Origin of the sequence: Macrococcus brunensis, from assembly GCF_004359615.1 — a bacterium.
GTDB lineage: Bacteria > Bacillota > Bacilli > Staphylococcales > Staphylococcaceae > Macrococcus > Macrococcus brunensis.
The window spans coordinates 39174-54828 of the sequence record NZ_SCWA01000009.1; the positions used below are offsets into that span (position 1 = coordinate 39174).

General features: G+C 41.5%; 18 protein-coding genes. 7 read left to right on the forward strand and 11 right to left on the reverse strand.

What is annotated here, in order from left to right:
- Positions 1 to 13: 13 nt before the first annotated feature.
- The 6 genes from ccsB to ERX27_RS06175 form a co-directional block, all read right to left on the reverse strand.
- Positions 14 to 1216 (reverse strand): c-type cytochrome biogenesis protein CcsB, encoded by a 1203-nt coding sequence (gene ccsB / locus ERX27_RS06150; protein WP_133431958.1) that lies wholly within the window; start codon positions 1214 to 1216, stop codon positions 14 to 16.
- A complete protein-coding gene (gene resB, locus ERX27_RS06155) occupies positions 1213 to 2829 on the reverse strand; it encodes a cytochrome c biogenesis protein ResB (RefSeq protein WP_133431959.1) in 1617 nt (538 codons plus the stop codon). The genes ccsB and resB overlap by 4 nt, the downstream gene beginning before the upstream one ends.
- A gap of 13 nt (positions 2830 to 2842) precedes the next feature.
- On the reverse strand, positions 2843 to 3376 hold the full coding sequence (gene resA / locus ERX27_RS06160; protein WP_133431960.1) for a thiol-disulfide oxidoreductase ResA: 534 nt from the start codon (positions 3374 to 3376) through the stop codon (positions 2843 to 2845).
- 77 nt (positions 3377 to 3453) lie between these two features.
- Positions 3454 to 4188, reverse strand: a complete 735-nt coding sequence (locus ERX27_RS06165; protein ID WP_133431961.1) for a pseudouridine synthase — start codon at positions 4186 to 4188, stop codon at positions 3454 to 3456.
- A 1-nt stretch (position 4189) separates the two neighbouring features.
- Positions 4190 to 4726, reverse strand: coding sequence for an SMC-Scp complex subunit ScpB (gene scpB, locus ERX27_RS06170; RefSeq protein ID WP_133431962.1), 537 nt, complete (start codon positions 4724 to 4726; stop codon positions 4190 to 4192).
- A 1-nt stretch (position 4727) separates the two neighbouring features.
- Positions 4728 to 5426: a segregation and condensation protein A gene (locus tag ERX27_RS06175; RefSeq protein WP_133431963.1), complete on the reverse strand. Its 699-nt coding sequence runs from the start codon at positions 5424 to 5426 to the stop codon at positions 4728 to 4730.
- 27 nt (positions 5427 to 5453) lie between these two features.
- On the opposite strand from ERX27_RS06175, the gene ERX27_RS06180 reads away from it, so the two are divergent.
- Positions 5454 to 5957 carry a DUF309 domain-containing protein gene (locus ERX27_RS06180; RefSeq protein WP_133431964.1) on the forward strand — a complete coding sequence of 168 codons (504 nt, stop codon included), beginning with the start codon at positions 5454 to 5456 and terminating at the stop codon, positions 5955 to 5957.
- A gap of 42 nt (positions 5958 to 5999) precedes the next feature.
- On the opposite strand, the gene xerD is transcribed toward ERX27_RS06180, so the two are convergent.
- The 3 genes from xerD to ERX27_RS06195 form a co-directional block, all read right to left on the reverse strand.
- Positions 6000 to 6887, reverse strand: a complete 888-nt coding sequence (gene xerD / locus ERX27_RS06185; protein ID WP_133431965.1) for a site-specific tyrosine recombinase XerD — start codon at positions 6885 to 6887, stop codon at positions 6000 to 6002.
- Positions 6888 to 6955: 68 nt separating this feature from the next.
- The gene (fur, locus tag ERX27_RS06190) at positions 6956 to 7393 is read right to left on the reverse strand and encodes a ferric iron uptake transcriptional regulator (protein ID WP_133431966.1); all 438 of its coding nucleotides are present in this window, start codon (positions 7391 to 7393) and stop codon (positions 6956 to 6958) included.
- 77 nt (positions 7394 to 7470) lie between these two features.
- Complete coding sequence (locus tag ERX27_RS06195; protein ID WP_133431967.1) at positions 7471 to 8013, reverse strand: NUDIX hydrolase; 543 nt, start codon at positions 8011 to 8013, stop codon at positions 7471 to 7473.
- A 62-nt stretch (positions 8014 to 8075) separates the two neighbouring features.
- Between ERX27_RS06195 and ERX27_RS06200 the strand changes: the two genes are divergently transcribed.
- Both ERX27_RS06200 and ERX27_RS06205 read left to right on the forward strand, forming a co-directional pair.
- Positions 8076 to 8963 carry an aldo/keto reductase gene (locus ERX27_RS06200; RefSeq protein WP_133431968.1) on the forward strand — a complete coding sequence of 296 codons (888 nt, stop codon included), beginning with the start codon at positions 8076 to 8078 and terminating at the stop codon, positions 8961 to 8963.
- Entirely contained in the window at positions 8960 to 9886 is a 927-nt protein-coding gene (locus ERX27_RS06205) for an alpha/beta hydrolase (RefSeq protein ID WP_133431969.1), read from the forward strand. Before ERX27_RS06200 ends, ERX27_RS06205 begins: the two co-directional genes overlap by 4 nt.
- Here ERX27_RS06205 and ERX27_RS06210 read toward each other — a convergent pair.
- On the reverse strand, positions 9883 to 10644 hold the full coding sequence (locus ERX27_RS06210; protein WP_133431970.1) for an SDR family NAD(P)-dependent oxidoreductase: 762 nt from the start codon (positions 10642 to 10644) through the stop codon (positions 9883 to 9885). The genes ERX27_RS06205 and ERX27_RS06210 overlap by 4 nt on opposite strands.
- Before the next feature lie 77 nt (positions 10645 to 10721).
- Here ERX27_RS06210 and proC point away from each other — a divergent pair, with 77 nt between their 5' ends.
- The gene (gene proC / locus ERX27_RS06215; RefSeq protein ID WP_133431971.1) at positions 10722 to 11525 is read left to right on the forward strand and encodes a pyrroline-5-carboxylate reductase; all 804 of its coding nucleotides are present in this window, start codon (positions 10722 to 10724) and stop codon (positions 11523 to 11525) included.
- Between the two features lie 89 nt (positions 11526 to 11614).
- Here proC and rnz read toward each other — a convergent pair whose 3' ends face one another.
- A complete protein-coding gene (gene rnz / locus ERX27_RS06220) occupies positions 11615 to 12538 on the reverse strand; it encodes a ribonuclease Z (RefSeq protein ID WP_133431972.1) in 924 nt (307 codons plus the stop codon).
- 108 nt (positions 12539 to 12646) lie between these two features.
- On the opposite strand from rnz, the gene zwf reads away from it, so the two are divergent.
- From zwf to ERX27_RS06235, 3 genes are read left to right on the forward strand one after another with little or no spacing between them, the layout of a single operon-like run.
- Positions 12647 to 14125: a glucose-6-phosphate dehydrogenase gene (gene zwf, locus ERX27_RS06225; protein ID WP_133431973.1), complete on the forward strand. Its 1479-nt coding sequence runs from the start codon at positions 12647 to 12649 to the stop codon at positions 14123 to 14125.
- Positions 14126 to 14171: 46 nt separating this feature from the next.
- Positions 14172 to 14774: a hypothetical protein gene (locus ERX27_RS06230; protein WP_133431974.1), complete on the forward strand. Its 603-nt coding sequence runs from the start codon at positions 14172 to 14174 to the stop codon at positions 14772 to 14774.
- A gap of 18 nt (positions 14775 to 14792) precedes the next feature.
- Positions 14793 to 15626 carry a helix-turn-helix domain-containing protein gene (locus ERX27_RS06235; RefSeq protein WP_133431975.1) on the forward strand — a complete coding sequence of 278 codons (834 nt, stop codon included), beginning with the start codon at positions 14793 to 14795 and terminating at the stop codon, positions 15624 to 15626.
- Positions 15627 to 15655: the final 29 nt, after the last annotated feature.

Below are 15655 nucleotides of genomic sequence, written 5' to 3' on the forward strand. Positions count from 1 at the left end.
AATGGACTGCCTCCTAAGCGTATGAATGTAAACCAGCAATAATTAAGTTAACAGCGATGACATTGAACAAGATAATCGCAAGACCTACTACAGCAAGCCAAGCTGATTTCTTACCTTCCCAGCCTCGACCGAGTCTTAAGTGAAGAAATACCGCATAGAATAAGAATGTAACAAGTGCCCATACTTCTTTAGGGTCCCAGCCCCAGAATCTGCTCCAGGCAATCTGTGCCCAGATACTAGCAAATAAAAGTCCTCCTAAAGCAAAGAGCGGGAAGCCGATAATAACGGAACGGTAACCAATCTCATCCATCAGCTGTAACGACACCTTGTTAGTAAGTGGCTTCACCATCGAGAAGATAGTTCTTCTCGTTATGAGACGAATTAATCCATATAAGATCGTCCCAATAATAATGGACCAGATCACTGTCGTCAGCTTCTGTGCATTTAAGACAGGCGGCACTTCAAGTCCAGTTGAGAAGCGTTCAACTTCCTGATAGTTATTATTGCCCTTAGGTACAACAGGGTAAGCATCTTTAAATGTCACGATGGCAGGCAGATGGTAATGGCTGACTGCATTGTTACCATTTTTATCAACATAAAAGTATTGATCATCATAATGGACAATACCTTTCATCACGATAGTTGTTAAAATAAATGCGATAACTAATACTGCGAAGTACATGACTACTTCAAGCCAGAAAGCATCTCGCGATTTCTCTTTCGCATCTACATAACGCAGTAAATAAATCAGACCAGCCATTGAGCTGACTGAGAGAATTCCGTATGAAATAGTCACTGTAATCACGTGAATCGCGAGCCAGTTACTTTGCAGTGCCGGAATAAGCGGGCTGACTTCACGCGAGAACATGCTGGCATAGACGATGACGAGCATGGCTACAGGCAGTGAGAACAAAGCCAGTATCGGCGTATGATAGATGGCGTTGATAATCAGGAAGCCACCGACCATCATGATACCGAACATCGTCAGGAACTCATACATATTGCTGACAGGTGCATGTCCTGCTGCAATCCAGCGGGTGATAAAATAAACAATCTGCATGATGAAACCGATTGTCGTTAAGATAATGCCTATCCGTTCATAGCGCTTATTTTTTGCTTTAATGCTAGCCGAAAATGGCAAGATAGCGATTAAATATAAAATAAAAGCGGCATACAAAGAGGTACTGCTGATATTCAGCCATGTTTCATGGTTCATTTTGTTTCCTCCGATTCGTACTTATCTTTAATAGCAGGCTGATTATTCTTTTCGAGAATAGTGTTCAGTTCATTTTTTAATCCAAAATAATTCTTACTTGTATGCGCTGCAATTTGATTGCCATTGACCCAGATTCTACGATGATTGATATATGATCCGATCGCCAGACCGAGCAGGAAGATAGTAAATCCGATAAAGAGATAAGGCAGAGTTAAATCCTTTTTAACATTGAGATAAGTCATCGTATGATTTGTGGCACTGACAAACTTGATAGCATGTTGATTATTCTGTGAAATATCCTGTGATGAACGGATTTTAAGCAGACTATACTCCGGCTGCTGATTAGCTTTATCCACTTCAAATACAAATGCAGGGTTCACTGTGTTAGGTGTTTTTGTAGCGAGTGTACCATTCGCTTCAATTTTATCAAAATCAGGTGCATAGTTTCGAAGATTAACAGTCAGATTATCTGCAATCTTGTATGTGGGTGCTGGTTCATCCAGATTAACTGTGAATGTCTGGCCGATTTCTTTTTCCGTCTTCTTATCAATCACTTTAAAGGTCATTGATTTAAGCAGGCTTTGATCATAACTGTTTTGATAGAGTTCAAAATGATCAAATTTAAAGGGGTGATTGACCTTGATGTTCCCTGTCTTCACTTCTTTCAGTTCTGGTTCAGCACCTGGTATCGAATCTTTCGTGTTTTCAAACAATGTCAGACGTGTCTCGTAATTTTTGGCAATTTTATTCATCGCACTGTCAGCTTTAGTCGATTCAGTGTTTGAGTTCATCTGCTGATCATAATGCTCGAGAATAAACTTATCGTTACGCATATAATATTGTTTGTCTGTACCAGGTATCGCTCTCGTATCGCCTTCTTTAACTGCAACTGCACCATCATAATACATGGCTGGCACAAATCTCAGCATACCCCCCATCAGCAGGATAATCAGACCAGTATGGTTGATATAAGGACCATATCTGCTGAGACGTCCTTTTTCAGCGAGAAGAGCATCGCCTTCACGCTTCACTTTATAGCGTTTCTCTTTCAGCGTCTGCTCAAGTTGATCTAAATCCGGATTGACGAGTTCCCCTGTCAGTCGCTGTCGTTTTAAGAATGAAGGATGCTTTCTAGTCGCCTGGTTACGGAGTGATTTAAAAAGGGGCACCCCGCGGTCAATACTCGCCGCTATAATAGAGAATGCTACAAGCCCCAGTAGAATCAGAAACCACCAGGACGTATATAAATTGTCGAGTCCCAGCTGGTGATATAGGTAACCGAGGGAACCATATTTCTCCTGGTAGAATGAAGCAGGATCAACGTTTGCAGGGATAAAATATTCCTGCGGCATGATGGAACCGATTGCTGCTGCAACGATAGTCAGTACAAGTAAGATAACACCTGTCTTCACAGAAGCGAAGAAATTCCATATCTTATCGGTTACTGTCTTATTTTTAGTTTTTGACCGTACAGCAGAACCGTCATAACGCATAATATCAGTCGTTTTTTTCTTATCGTAATCATCATTGATTAACCGGCCACAGTTCTGACAGAGCTGTGTGCCGGGTGGATTGACATGTCCACAAGTACAGACTATTGCTTTCTCATTCATATACTGACCTCACTTACGGTGTCACAGTGTTCATGTAATTTTTAATTGTCTGGTCGTTCATTTCACCTTTATGAATCGCTTTTACTTTACCATTTTTATCGATAACCACTGTCGTAGGCAGTGGATCAATTCCATAAGCATCAGCTACTTCGTTATCTTTATCAAAAGCAACAGGCAGATGAACTTCTTTTTTCAGTCCGCTGAAGAACTGTTCAACCTGTTGAGGCGTCTTTCTTAAGTGAATCGCTAATACCTCAACATTTTTACCTTTATATTCTTCATAGTTCTCGCTTAGTGCAGGCATCTCTCGTTTACAAGGCTCACACCAAGTACCCCAGAAATTAAGGATGACACCTTTTCCTTTATAGTCACTCATTTTGACGGTACTGCCGTCCATCTTCTGCAGCTCAAACTCCGGTGCATCGTCGCCTACTCCTACTGCTTTACTCTTACTCTGTGTCACTGTCGAATAGACGATGAAGGCAATCGCCAGTGCAATCAATGTCATTACTATATATTGAGTCCACTTTTTTGTTCTTTTATTCATTTTACTCCCTCTTTCTCACATAGATAGGTCTATTATATCACTCAGCTAAACGCCAATAGTGGCAACTATGTGAAATTTTAAGACTGGTTCTGAGCGAGGTTGCGTAAGGTTTTCACTTCATGAGGACTGAGATCTCTAGCGTCCCCTGCATTCAAACCTTTAAGATTGAGCGGACCGTATTCGACACGCGACAGCTTGACCACTTCATGACCGAAATGAGAAAACATTCTTCTGACCTGACGGTTGCGACCTTCTGAAATCGTGATCTCTACTAACGTCGAATTCTTTTCGCGGTCCTGAGATTTTACTTTGACGATAGCAGGTGCTGTTTTACCGTCCTCAAGCATAATGCCTTTCTCAAGTTGTCTGACTTGTTCACGAAGCAGATAGCCTTTTAGTTTGGCCACATATTTCTTCTTCACTTTATAACGCGGATGCGTCATCTGATTGGCAAATTCACCATCATTCGTCAAGAGCAGTAATCCAGACGTATCGTAATCAAGTCGACCTACAGGAAAGACGCGTTCTTCCAGCTGCGGGAAAAAGTCGGTGACAACAGTCCGGCCTTTATCATCTGATACACTGGTAATGACTTTAGTCGGTTTGTGAAAAAGAATATAGACCTTGTCAGGATTTTCGAGTGGAATTCCTTCCACTTCAATACGGTCAGAAGGTTTTACTTTAGTCCCAAGCGTCTTAACGACTTCTCCGTTAACAGTGACTTTACCTTCCTCTATCAGTGCTTCTGCCTTACGTCTCGAAGTGACACCGCTCCTCGCGATGACTTTCTGTAATCTATCTAACTGTTCCATGTTATTCTCCTTTTGTTGTTAATGACTTGAAGAAGAGATCCATCTCTTCTTTAGTATCTGTATCGCTGTCCTCGGGTAGTTCTTCAATGGACGTCAGACCAAATACTTGCAGGAAATAGTCGGTCGTATAGAGCTGCTGACTTCTTGATTCCTCAGTTTTGACAGCAACTAGCCCTCTTTCAATCAATGTTCTGACAGGTCCGTCAGAATTCACGCCTCGTAATGACTCAACATCACTTCTCGTCACCGGCTGGTTGTAAGCAATAATAGCCAGCGTCTCCATAGAAGCCTGAGTTAATTTTCGCTCTGACTGCTGGTCGACAAGTGAAGCCAGATAAGGCGTATATTCACTTTTCAGTTCTAAAAACCATTTACCGCCGTAACGTCGCAGCTGGAAAACCGCAGACGAAAAGTCAGCCGCCAGCTGTTCCACTTCATCATGGGTCATATTCAGTAAACTTTCAACTCTTTCACTTTCCAGCCCTTCATCTCCTACAGCATATAACAGAGCTTCGAATATATCTATTTTTGCCGGCATATTAGACTCCTTTTTCAATATAAATCTCACCGAACAGTTCCTGCTGTTCTACTTTAATTTCCTGGTTTTTCATCATTTCAAGCATGGCCATAAATAGCGTAATCAGCTGATGTTTCGTTTCTGAAAAATGAAAGAGTTCAGTAAACTTGATTTGTGAAGATCGTTTCAGCCTATCCTGAATCACGGTTGTGGCCTGTTGAATCGTATAATTCTCACGGCTGACTGTCATAACAGGAGCGACACGTTTTTTACGGCTTTTTGCTTTTTCATAGGCTGCTATTAAATCAGTTAATTTCAGTACCAGTTCAGCTGGCTCCGCTTTTTCAAATCCGGACAGATCCTGAGGTGCCTTAACAAAATGGTCACTTGCCGCTTCGCGTTTTTCCCCTAGTAAAGTTGCATAATATTTATAGTTCTGATATTCAATGAGCTGTGTCATGAGTTCTTCCCGCGGGTCTTCTTCATCCTCTTCTATTGCAGGCAGCAGCATACGGCTTTTAATGCGTAATAATTCGCTCGCCATGACCAGATACTCCCCTTGAATATTGATATCCCATTCAGACATCGAGTTGATATAATGAAGATATTGCTCTGTCAGATGTTTCATTGAAATATCATAAATATCTATTTCCAGTTTTTTAATGAGATGCAGCAGGAGGTCTAGTGGACCTTCAAATGCATCGAGTTTAACTTCATACATAATGAATCCTTTCAGGAGGTACTTTTAATGATCGATACGTTAGTTGAATTTTATTATTATTTTCTTCATGAGCGTCATTACTTCGAATGTCACGAAATTATGGAGGACGCCTGGAAAGAGAATTCAGTATACACTAAAAACGATATTGAAGTTGGCCTGATTCTACTGGCAACGAGTCAGTATCATCTGCGGCGGGGCAATAAGAAAGGTGCAAGAACCTGCCTTAAGAAGGCCTATCAGATTCTTAAAATGTACTCGCTCAGTGAAATAGGGCTTCATGACTCAGTCCTATATATTCTTGAAGAGAATATGACTTCGGAAGAATATGTGCCTCTTACGCTGCCCTTAACAAATGAAATGAAAGAGGCGATACATAAGCAGCATCCTGATTTTTCTGTGAAGCACGCGCCGGACGCTAGATGGATACATTTTCACAGGACGCGCGATAGAAGTGACGTCATTGAAGCGCGTCTAAAGTCAATGCGCGATAAACACCCAGTAGATGACACCCCAGATAAGCGCCATGATTAAGAGTGCAGTCAATGTGCAATATTTATTTTTCATAAGAACCTCCTACGCTCTAGGGTGTGTCTTCTTATAGACATCCCTAATCTGTTTCTTCGAGATATGAGTGTATAACTGTGTGGTGCTGATGTCGGCATGGCCCAGCATTTCCTGAACCGCTCTTAAATCAGCGCCATTTTCCAGCAGATGCGTTGCAAACGAATGTCTTAACGTATGGGGTGTCAGTTTTTTCTTGATGCCTGCGTCTTCTTTCAGCTGTCTGATGATCTTCCAGAACCCCTGGCGTGTCATTCTTCTCCCATGAAAATTCAGGAACAGACTATCTGTCATTTCTTTTTTCAGCATGCGTGGTCGTGTATGCTCAAGATAATGGCCGAGTACTTCCATAGAGGTTGTACCAAGTGGAATAATGCGTTCTTTGTTGCCTTTACCGAACACTCTGACGTAACCCATGATCAGATTGATATCATTGACGTTCAGATTGATCAGTTCACTCACACGCATGCCTGTCGCATAGAGCAGTTCGAGCATCGCCTGGTCCCTTTTACCGAACAGTTTGGACGTATCAGGTGACTTTAAGAACTGATCCACTTCCTGAATACTGAGGACATCCGGCAGATGCTGCGCAACTTTTGGCGGCTCTACCATAACGCTCGGATCTTTCACTGCATATTTCTCACGGAGCGCAAACTGGTGAAACCCTCTGATTGAAGCGGTCTGTCTGGCGATGGTTTTCTGAGATTTGTTCTGTTCTTTTAATTCGCCTAGATAAAGGCCGATTGTCACTCGGTCCACATTATCCAGGTGACCAATCTTTTCTTTATTTAAAAACTGCATATAGCCAGTTAAGTCCCGTCTATAGGCAGCAATGGTATTATCACTGAGTCCTTTTTCAATCGCGATAAAATGCAGAAATTCTTCTACGATATCTTCCATTTAATCACCTCTCTTAAAGTTTACCATAATCATTTTATAATCATATAAAAAACCGCAAATGATTGCGGTTATTTGTGGCATCTATGACAGATTCCATGAAATGTCAGTCGATGATCCATAATCTTAAATTGATAATCACGTTCTACTTTCTTCTCAACTTCACCGAGTAAGTCTTCTTCTATCTCATCAACCGCACCACATTCTACACATACGAGATGATGGTGAAAGTGTTCAGCTCCTTCTTTTCTAAGATCGAATCTTGCAACGCCGTCACCAAAGTTAATCTTATCAACCACTTTTAATTCTGCAAGTAGTTCCAGTGTTCTATAGACAGTTGCAAGTCCAATTTCAGGAGAACTTTCTCTTACTTTCAAAAAGACATCTTCAGCACTTAAATGATCTGATTCATTTTCCAGTAGAACCCGAACAGTTGATTCACGTTGAGGTGTCAATTTATAGGAAGCAGCGTGAAGCTGATCTTTAATTCTATTTATTCTTTCCTGCATAGTTCACCTACTCCTGACGGGCTTTTTATATTAATAAAATAGCAATAATCATCAGACAATGCAACTATCATTCACAATTAATTAGAATGATTATAATTTAGAAGAAGCGTCTGCAGAGCCAGAATCGTTTTTGCATCTCTCACCTGTCCAGATTGAAGCAAAGAATCGATCTCACTGAACGGTGTCCAGAAGAGTTCAATAAACTCATCATCATCTGCCGTATATTCAGTTGAATCTGTCAGCTCTTCTGCTTTATAGAGTGAGATCAGCTCATCACAAAATCCAGGTGACACATAAAATTCGTGAAGAAGAGTGAGCTTACCTGCTTCAAGTCCAGTTTCTTCAATCAGTTCTCTGCCGGCAGTCTTGACTCGTTCCTCGCCCGCTTCTACTTTCCCTGCAGGAATCTCAATCAGCACTTCGTCCATCGCTTTACGGAACTGTTTAATCAATAGTACTTGATCGTCTCTTACTGCAAGTATCGCCACCGCACCGGGATGTTTAACGACTTCACGTGTAGTCTGTCTGCCATTTGGCAGTTCCACTTGCTGCTTCTCTACTTTAATGATACGTCCATCGTAGATTTTTTCGACAGAAAGCGTTTTTTCAGTTAATGACATTGTTTTGCCCTCTTTTCCGTTCATGTTAAACTAATAATAATATAACACTAGGAGGTATTCATTTGAATTATAGAACAACTAAAAGTGGTCTGAAATTTTCTGAACTGGGTCTCGGATGTATGAATCTCCCTCTTGATTATCAGGAATCTAAAGAAATACTGAAAGAAGCATTATCATCAGAGATCAGTTATTTTGATACAGCGGACCTCTATAATAAAGGGGCGAATGAAGAACTACTCGGCAAGTTCTTCAAAGAGAATGGGCACCGCGAGGATATTATGATCGGCTCTAAAGTCGGCAATGAGTTCTTTCAGCATAGTGATGAAGTGAAATGGAATCCGTCACGAGAACATATTTTAAATAGTGTCAAGGATTCTCTCCACCGTCTTGGCACAGATTATATGGACCTCTATATGCTGCACGGCGGCATGATAGAAGATAATAAAGAAGAAACGATTGAAGCTTTCAATATATTGAAACAGGACGGCTTAATCAGAGCTTATGGCATCAGTTCTATTCGTCCTAACGTCATCCGTCATTATCTGGCGCACAGCGATATGGATGTCATCATGATGCAGTTCAACTTAATCGATAACCGTCCTGAAATGCTGCTCGATGAAATCAGCGCACGCGATGTCAAAATACTGGCGCGTGGGCCGGTGATGAAAGGGCTGCTGACTGAAAAATACGATTCTGTGGCAGATCGCAAGTTTGAAGAAGGTGTTTTTGACTACAGTCAGGATGAATTAAAAGAAATACTTGGTAAAATTGATGCACCTCTCACGGTCAGCACGATGAACTATCTGTTAAGCCAGCCGGTCGCAAGTATTGTAGGAGGCGCAAGTTCTGTCGACCAGTTAAAGGCAAATGTCGCTGCTTATCAGCAAGTGGACTACCAGACTCACGATAGAGCCTTATTTCACGACTTGAGCTACGAGGAACACCTATGAAACTGAGAAACATCGCAGTCTTTGCTTCAGCGCTGACGACACTGGCACTTGTCACCTCAGGCGCAGTGGGCAGTAACTATATCCTCAACTTTAAGATGCGGGATGTCGATGTCATCAGACGTCGCGAAATCAAGGCAAAGCGCTTGGACGAGAAAGCTTACCAGGCGCTGAATCCGAAGAAAGTTTCTATCGAATCGAAAAACGGCTACCACATCAATGCAGAAATCATTAAAAAGTATCCTCATAATCACTGGATGATTTTCTGTCACGGTGTTACAGAAAACAGTATTACTTCTATTAAATACATGAACCTTTTCCTTGAGCTGGGTTATAATGGTGTTATTTTTGACCACCGAAGACACGGTTCGAGTGGCGGCAAATTTTCAACCTATGGCTATTTTGAGAAACACGACCTGGAATCAGTCATCAGCTATCTCAAAGAAACATATGGTTTTGACCTGAAGTTTGGTGTCCATGGTGAATCGATGGGCGCTGCGACCATGCTTCTCTATGCAGGAGAACTGGCCAACGAAGCAGAGTTTTATATTTCTGACTGTTCATTTTCATCGTTTGAGAAGGTCCTGACACATATCATCGGCCAGAAACTGCAGATTGGTTCAGGCTTTCTGCTCAAATTCATTAATATTTTCCTTAGAATCCGTTCCAGATTTTCTCTTTATGCGGTCTCGCCTATCAAGGTTGTTCAGAATATAGAACAACCGATTCTTTTTATTCATTCTAAACCTGATCTTTTTATTCCTTACACGCATTCTGTTGACCTCTACAATAAAAAAGTGGGTCCTAAAAGAAAATGGTATCCGGAATATGGTGGTCACGCATCAAGCTTCAATGTGAATCCAGTGACATATCGCAAAAAAGTGAAGAATTTTCTGACAGAGTTTAACCTGCTGCCACAAGATTAAAACTTCTTCGACAAGAAGAATCTTCTTAATATTTTTTCGATTATTCGTGGCGCCAGATGATAGACAGTCAGGCTCTGATGCATCCAGCCTGGACGATTCACTTCCAGTTTTTTGTCGATCATCGCTTCGACAATGTCTCTTGCGAGTGCATCTTTATCCAGCTGGATGCTTTTTGTTGTGGACTCGTAAAGACCGGTCTTGTCTGCCCGGCTAAAGAAATTCGTCGCAATCGGACCTGGACTGACCGTCATGATGTGTAATTCCGGGTGCTCCAGTCTCAGAGCATTCGAAAAACTGAGCAAAGCGGCCTTAGTCGCTGCATAAACAGAACCATAAGGCGTCGTCACACGTGCAGCCTGCGAGGCAATATTGACGATGGATGCACCTGGTCTTAAAAGAGGTACCAGCCCCTTGATAAGTAACAAGGTATGTACAACATTCACGTTAAACATATCTGTAATATCTTCGTCTGTATGATGCTCAAACGATTTAAAGTAACCATAACCGGCATTGTTGACGATACCATCAAACGTCTGCCCGTCTCTCTGGACATCATTGATGAATTTTCTAACTTGCACTTTATCACCTAAATCAAGCTGAAAAACGGATATATTTTGATAGGTTTCTGAAAGTGACTTCAGACGTTGCTGGTTTCTACCGATCACTATAACATGTGCGCCGCGACCGATGAGTTCCTTAACAATAGATTCACCCAGTCCTCCTGTACCACCTGTCAAAATAATTTTTTTGCCTATCATCCTAACCCTCCACTGTTACTCATTTTCGTTCAATGTTACACTAGAATATATGAGAATGAAACCAAGGGGGCTACATCATGAAAATTGTTTTCTATGGTGCAGGAAATATGGCAAGTGCAATATTTGAAGGATTAATCAGCAGCAGTCTGTTGAACAGTCATGATATTTATCTGACAAACCGTTCAAGCGAGAACCAGCTGCAGGATTATCAGGAAAAACTGAACATCAGATACAGCTATGATGATATAGAACTCCTGACTGATGCTGACTATGTTTTTCTAGCGACTAAACCTTATGATTTCGATTCTTTGGCTGAACGCATCAAAGATAAAATTCAGCCAGGTAACCATTTCATTTCAATCATGGCAGGCATTTCGATCAATCAGATCAAGACTAAACTCCAGACACAGAACCCAATTGCTCGTATCATGCCAAATACTAATGCGCAAGTTCAGCAGTCCGTGACCGGCATTACTTTTTCAGAGTCTTTTGATGCGGGCCACAAGGACGAGCTATTTAAAATTCTCAACTCGTTTGGCACAGCACTAGAAGTAGAAGAAGATAAACTTCATCAGGTGACTGCCATTACAGGCAGTGGTCCTGCTTTTCTCTATTATATGTATGAACAATACATCAAAGCAGCGACGAAAATGGGTCTCGATAAAGACCATGTCGATGCTGCAGTGAGAAATCTCATCATCGGTACAGGACATATGCTGGAGGCAAGTGAGCTTGAAATTGAACAGTTAAGAGAAAACATCACTTCTAAAGGTGGGACAACGAAAGCAGGCCTTGATGCCCTGAAAAAGTATCCTGTTGAAGACATATTCACAGATTGTCTTGAACAGGCCATTAAACGAAGCAAAGAATTAGCAGATTAAAAAAGCGTCACTATCTTGAATTCAAGATAGTGACGCTTTTTTTGTTCAAAGTATCGTCCCGCTAATCCATTCTGCGGGACTTTACTGCCTCAGTCTATTGACACTGTCATAAAGTCATGTGCAATTTTAAAATTGAAATCAGGATTCGCCAGTCTGATTGCTTCTTCAAGCTCTGCAACATCCAACTGATGGTAGCGGTTGCTCACATGATTGATTAAAGTCAATTTAACTTGGTTTCGCTCTGCGAGACCGATTACATCTGCTATATGACTATGATGATATTGGTGGCTGAGCAAATGATCCCCTTCTAAATAAGTACTCTCATGCACGATAACATCTGCATTTACTGCAAGCAGGTCTTCATTTCTGTTCGGCATTGTATCGCCGAAAAATGTCACAATCTTGCCGGGCACCTCGTCAGCACGATAATCCTGAGTGTGATAAATCATACCTTCATATTCCACGGTATCTTGCATCTTGAAATCGCGATAAATAGGACCGGGCATAATACCTTCTGCTTGCAATTTTTCTTGCAGCAGTCGTCCCGGACTCGATGGGAACTCCAGTCTATAACCGTATGACGGAATACCGTGGGCTAACAGATGTATATTGATTGTAATCTCGTCTTCTATATAAATGTCTCCATCCTCTACTTCCACGACTTCCAGAGGATAATTCAGCCTTGACTCTGACAGCTTCAAAGTGGTCTCAATAAACTCCCTGATACCAGCTGGTCCATATAAAGTCAGCGGCTTATTTTCACCACCTTGAAAACTTCTTGATGATAATAATCCAGGCAGTCCAAAGATATGATCTCCGTGCATATGAGTGATGAAGATTCTTCTGAGCTTGCCAAGCTTGATTCTCGTATGGAGTATCTGATGCTGCACGGCTTCCCCTGCATCAAACAACCAGAATTCACTGAGAAACGGTTCAAGACTGAGAACCGTCGATTGTGTATTTCTTTCTTTTGTGGGCAAGCCTGCACTTGTTCCTAAAAATATGATTTCCACGTTTGTTCACCTACTTAATTTATCATGATATTATAGCATGTTTTAATTGTATTTTAAGTCATTGTATGAAAAAATAATAAGGAATTTAAACGAATCGAGGTCCCATAGATGGATATTGAAAAGCAGAATATTCCTTGTCTTATCACTATTTTTGGAGCTACAGGTGACTTAAGTCACCGCAAATTATTCCCATCATTATTCCACCTTTTTCAACAGGGTAATCTGAATGAGCATATTGCGATTATCGGTATTGGTCGTCGAAACTGGGATAATGCGAAGTTCAGAGAGGAAATCAAGGCTTCCATTACGAAACACGTCAAAGATACGGATCGTATTGATGACTTCATGACGCATGTCTACTATCAATCTCATGATGTCAATAATATTGAAAGCTACAAGAAACTGTTATCCTTCTCCGAGGAGCTTGATGCAGAGTACAAACTAGCCGGCAATAGATTATTCTATCTGGCGATGGCTCCGGAATTCTTTGGAACAGTTACTGATGCGCTGAAAGAAAGCGGTCTGACGGATACTGATGGCTTCACTCGTCTGATTATTGAGAAACCGTTCGGTACTGACCTGAAGTCAGCAGAAGCACTGAACGCTCAGATTACGCGTTCATTCAAAGAAGAGGAAATCTACCGTATAGACCATTATCTCGGCAAAGATATGGTACAGAATATTGAGATTCTTCGGTTCAGTAATGCGATGTTTGAACCGCTCTGGAATAATAAATACATTTCTAACATACAGGTAACTTCATCAGAAACTTTAGGTGTTGAAGATAGAGGCGGTTATTATGATAACAGCGGCGCACTGAAGGATATGGTGCAGAATCACATGCTGCAGATTGTATCACTTCTTGCAATGGAGCCTCCTATCTCACTTGAATCTGATGATATCAGAAATGAAAAAGTAAAAGCACTCCGTTCTATCAGACAAGTTAAACCTTCTGAAGTACGTAGTTACTTTGTGCGCGGTCAGTATGACAAAGGAACTGTTAACGGTGAAGCCGTTCCTAAGTACCGCGATGAAGAAAATGTTAATCCAGAATCAAACACGCCTACATTCGTCGCAGCAAAGGTCATGATTGACAACTTCCGCTGGGCAGGGGTGCCATTTTATATCCGTACCGGCAAACGAATGAAGAAAAAAGAAATACGTGTTGTTGTTGAATTCAAAGAAGTCCCGATGAACTTATATTACAAACGCGACCAGCATCTGGATTCAAATCTTCTTGTCATCAACATTCAGCCAAATGAAGGGATAGAGCTTCATCTGAATGCCCGTAAATACGTGGAAGGCATTGATACAGAACCTGTCAAATTATCCTATGCCTTAACCGCTCAGGATAAAATGAACACTGTCGATGCTTATGAAGGATTGATCTACGACTGTCTTAAAGGTGACGCGACTAACTTTACGCACTGGGAAGAACTTAAAGCCACATGGAGCTATGTTGATACTGTTGACCAGTACTGGCGAGAGCACCCGGCCCCATTCCCTAACTATCAGGCAGGCTCAAATGGGCCCGTTAAAAGTGAACTGCTGTTAACACGTGATAATCTGCACTGGTGGGATTTTTAATCAGCTTGAGACTTATGTCTCAGGCTTTTTTTGAGGAGAGGAAAACATGTCAGATGAAGAACTGAATATCATGACTCATGACGGAGAGCATCATTTTCCGACATTAAAACATTACCATCGTTATGAGGCAACTGCCTATCCGGATCTTGAACGGCTGGCCGAATATTTACTCAATCTTATCAAAAATGATCACTTTGTTGACTTCGGCTCGGGTTTAATGCGTGTGCCCATCGCTATGCACCATTTGCTCGGCATCAGGTCGACAGGTATTGAACTAAACAAGGCATTGTATCTGGCGAGTCGTCAAAATGTCGAACAGTACCGCCAGACATTTTATCCTGAAATCGATCTCGTGCGTTTTCCGGTTCAAGCTGTCAATTTAAACGTACTTGACTATCAATTTGATGGCAGCGAAAGTATATTGTTCTTTTTTAATCCATTTTCAGGCGAACTGTTCAGAACAATCATTCATCGTTTCTTATCGAGTTATCCGTACAAAAGACGCGCGTTTGTGATATTATATTATGCAAAGCATGAATATATTGACATCTTGGAGCAGTTCGGACTTTTTACAGAAATTCATCGCATTGAACTAGCCGACTATCAGGACGACCCCGATGATGTCATTGTTATTTATCAGATTGGTTAAATCTAGAAATGAGGCACTATGGAACCGTTAAAAATGATTCAGCAGACCATTGTCTACCTGGAAGATAATTTACTTAAACAAGTTGAACTGGAGGAATTAGCTCAGCATATCGGCGAATCCCCTTTCCATCTTAATCAGACGTTTACGATGATCACGGGGATGAATATAGAAGAATATATGAGAAATAGACGTCTCACTGAAGCTGCTGCAGAACTCGTTGACGGTCGCAGCAGTCTGCTTGAAATTGCCAGACAATATCAATACCCGGATGCTCCAGCGTTCAGTGATGATTTCAGGGATTACCATGGTTTATCGCCGCTTCAGGCTCGTTCACATCAAAATCAGCTGAAACAACTGAACCGTCTTTTCGTAAAATTCAGTGTCACAGAAGAACCTCCTATCCCCTACTTGATTCAATCTCGTGATTTTGCAAGAATGACAGGTTACCGGGAACAGATACGTACTAAAGAGCTGTACAATCATTTCCTGCTGGCTGATCTCTTATATAGTTACCAGGAAGACGGCAAAATACAGAACCTCACATCTAACCACCGTGTCCCGTTATATGTGGTCATTCATCCACATGCATACGGATTAGAAGTCTTTATCGGAATCGAGAGTAATGCCTCTACGGACCTTGAGACAGAGCATCTGCATCATCAGACGTTTGCGGTTTTCAAGGAAAGAGGTCATCTTGACTATGTTTTTAATGAAATCTGGCAGTCTATAGAACAGCAGGTTGCCGTCATGCTGAACTACAGAAAAAACGACTACTACATCATCCAGCTGAATGAGCCGCTTGATTTTGATAATCCATATAACAAAGTGCTCTTTCATTTACCTATCGATTAAAAAAACCCCTGTAGGCTGGTCTACAGGGG

Coding starts and splice junctions, on each gene's coding strand:
- xerD (WP_133431965.1), bottom strand. CDS start 6,887: ATGGAAGATATCGTAGAAGAATTTCTGCATTTTATCGCGATTGAAAAA.
- scpB (WP_133431962.1), bottom strand. CDS start 4,726: ATGCCGGCAAAAATAGATATATTCGAAGCTCTGTTATATGCTGTAGGA.
- ERX27_RS06175 (WP_133431963.1), bottom strand. CDS start 5,426: ATGTATGAAGTTAAACTCGATGCATTTGAAGGTCCACTAGACCTCCTG.
- ERX27_RS06235 (WP_133431975.1), top strand. CDS start 14,793: ATGGAACCGTTAAAAATGATTCAGCAGACCATTGTCTACCTGGAAGAT.
- ERX27_RS06195 (WP_133431967.1), bottom strand. CDS start 8,013: ATGTCATTAACTGAAAAAACGCTTTCTGTCGAAAAAATCTACGATGGA.
- fur (WP_133431966.1), bottom strand. CDS start 7,393: ATGCAGGAAAGAATAAATAGAATTAAAGATCAGCTTCACGCTGCTTCC.
- ERX27_RS06210 (WP_133431970.1), bottom strand. CDS start 10,644: ATGATAGGCAAAAAAATTATTTTGACAGGTGGTACAGGAGGACTGGGT.
- ERX27_RS06165 (WP_133431961.1), bottom strand. CDS start 4,188: ATGGAACAGTTAGATAGATTACAGAAAGTCATCGCGAGGAGCGGTGTC.
- zwf (WP_133431973.1), top strand. CDS start 12,647: ATGGATATTGAAAAGCAGAATATTCCTTGTCTTATCACTATTTTTGGA.
- ERX27_RS06180 (WP_133431964.1), top strand. CDS start 5,454: ATGATCGATACGTTAGTTGAATTTTATTATTATTTTCTTCATGAGCGT.
- ccsB (WP_133431958.1), bottom strand. CDS start 1,216: ATGAACCATGAAACATGGCTGAATATCAGCAGTACCTCTTTGTATGCC.
- resA (WP_133431960.1), bottom strand. CDS start 3,376: ATGAATAAAAGAACAAAAAAGTGGACTCAATATATAGTAATGACATTG.
- proC (WP_133431971.1), top strand. CDS start 10,722: ATGAAAATTGTTTTCTATGGTGCAGGAAATATGGCAAGTGCAATATTT.
- resB (WP_133431959.1), bottom strand. CDS start 2,829: ATGAATGAGAAAGCAATAGTCTGTACTTGTGGACATGTCAATCCACCC.
- ERX27_RS06230 (WP_133431974.1), top strand. CDS start 14,172: ATGTCAGATGAAGAACTGAATATCATGACTCATGACGGAGAGCATCAT.
- ERX27_RS06205 (WP_133431969.1), top strand. CDS start 8,960: ATGAAACTGAGAAACATCGCAGTCTTTGCTTCAGCGCTGACGACACTG.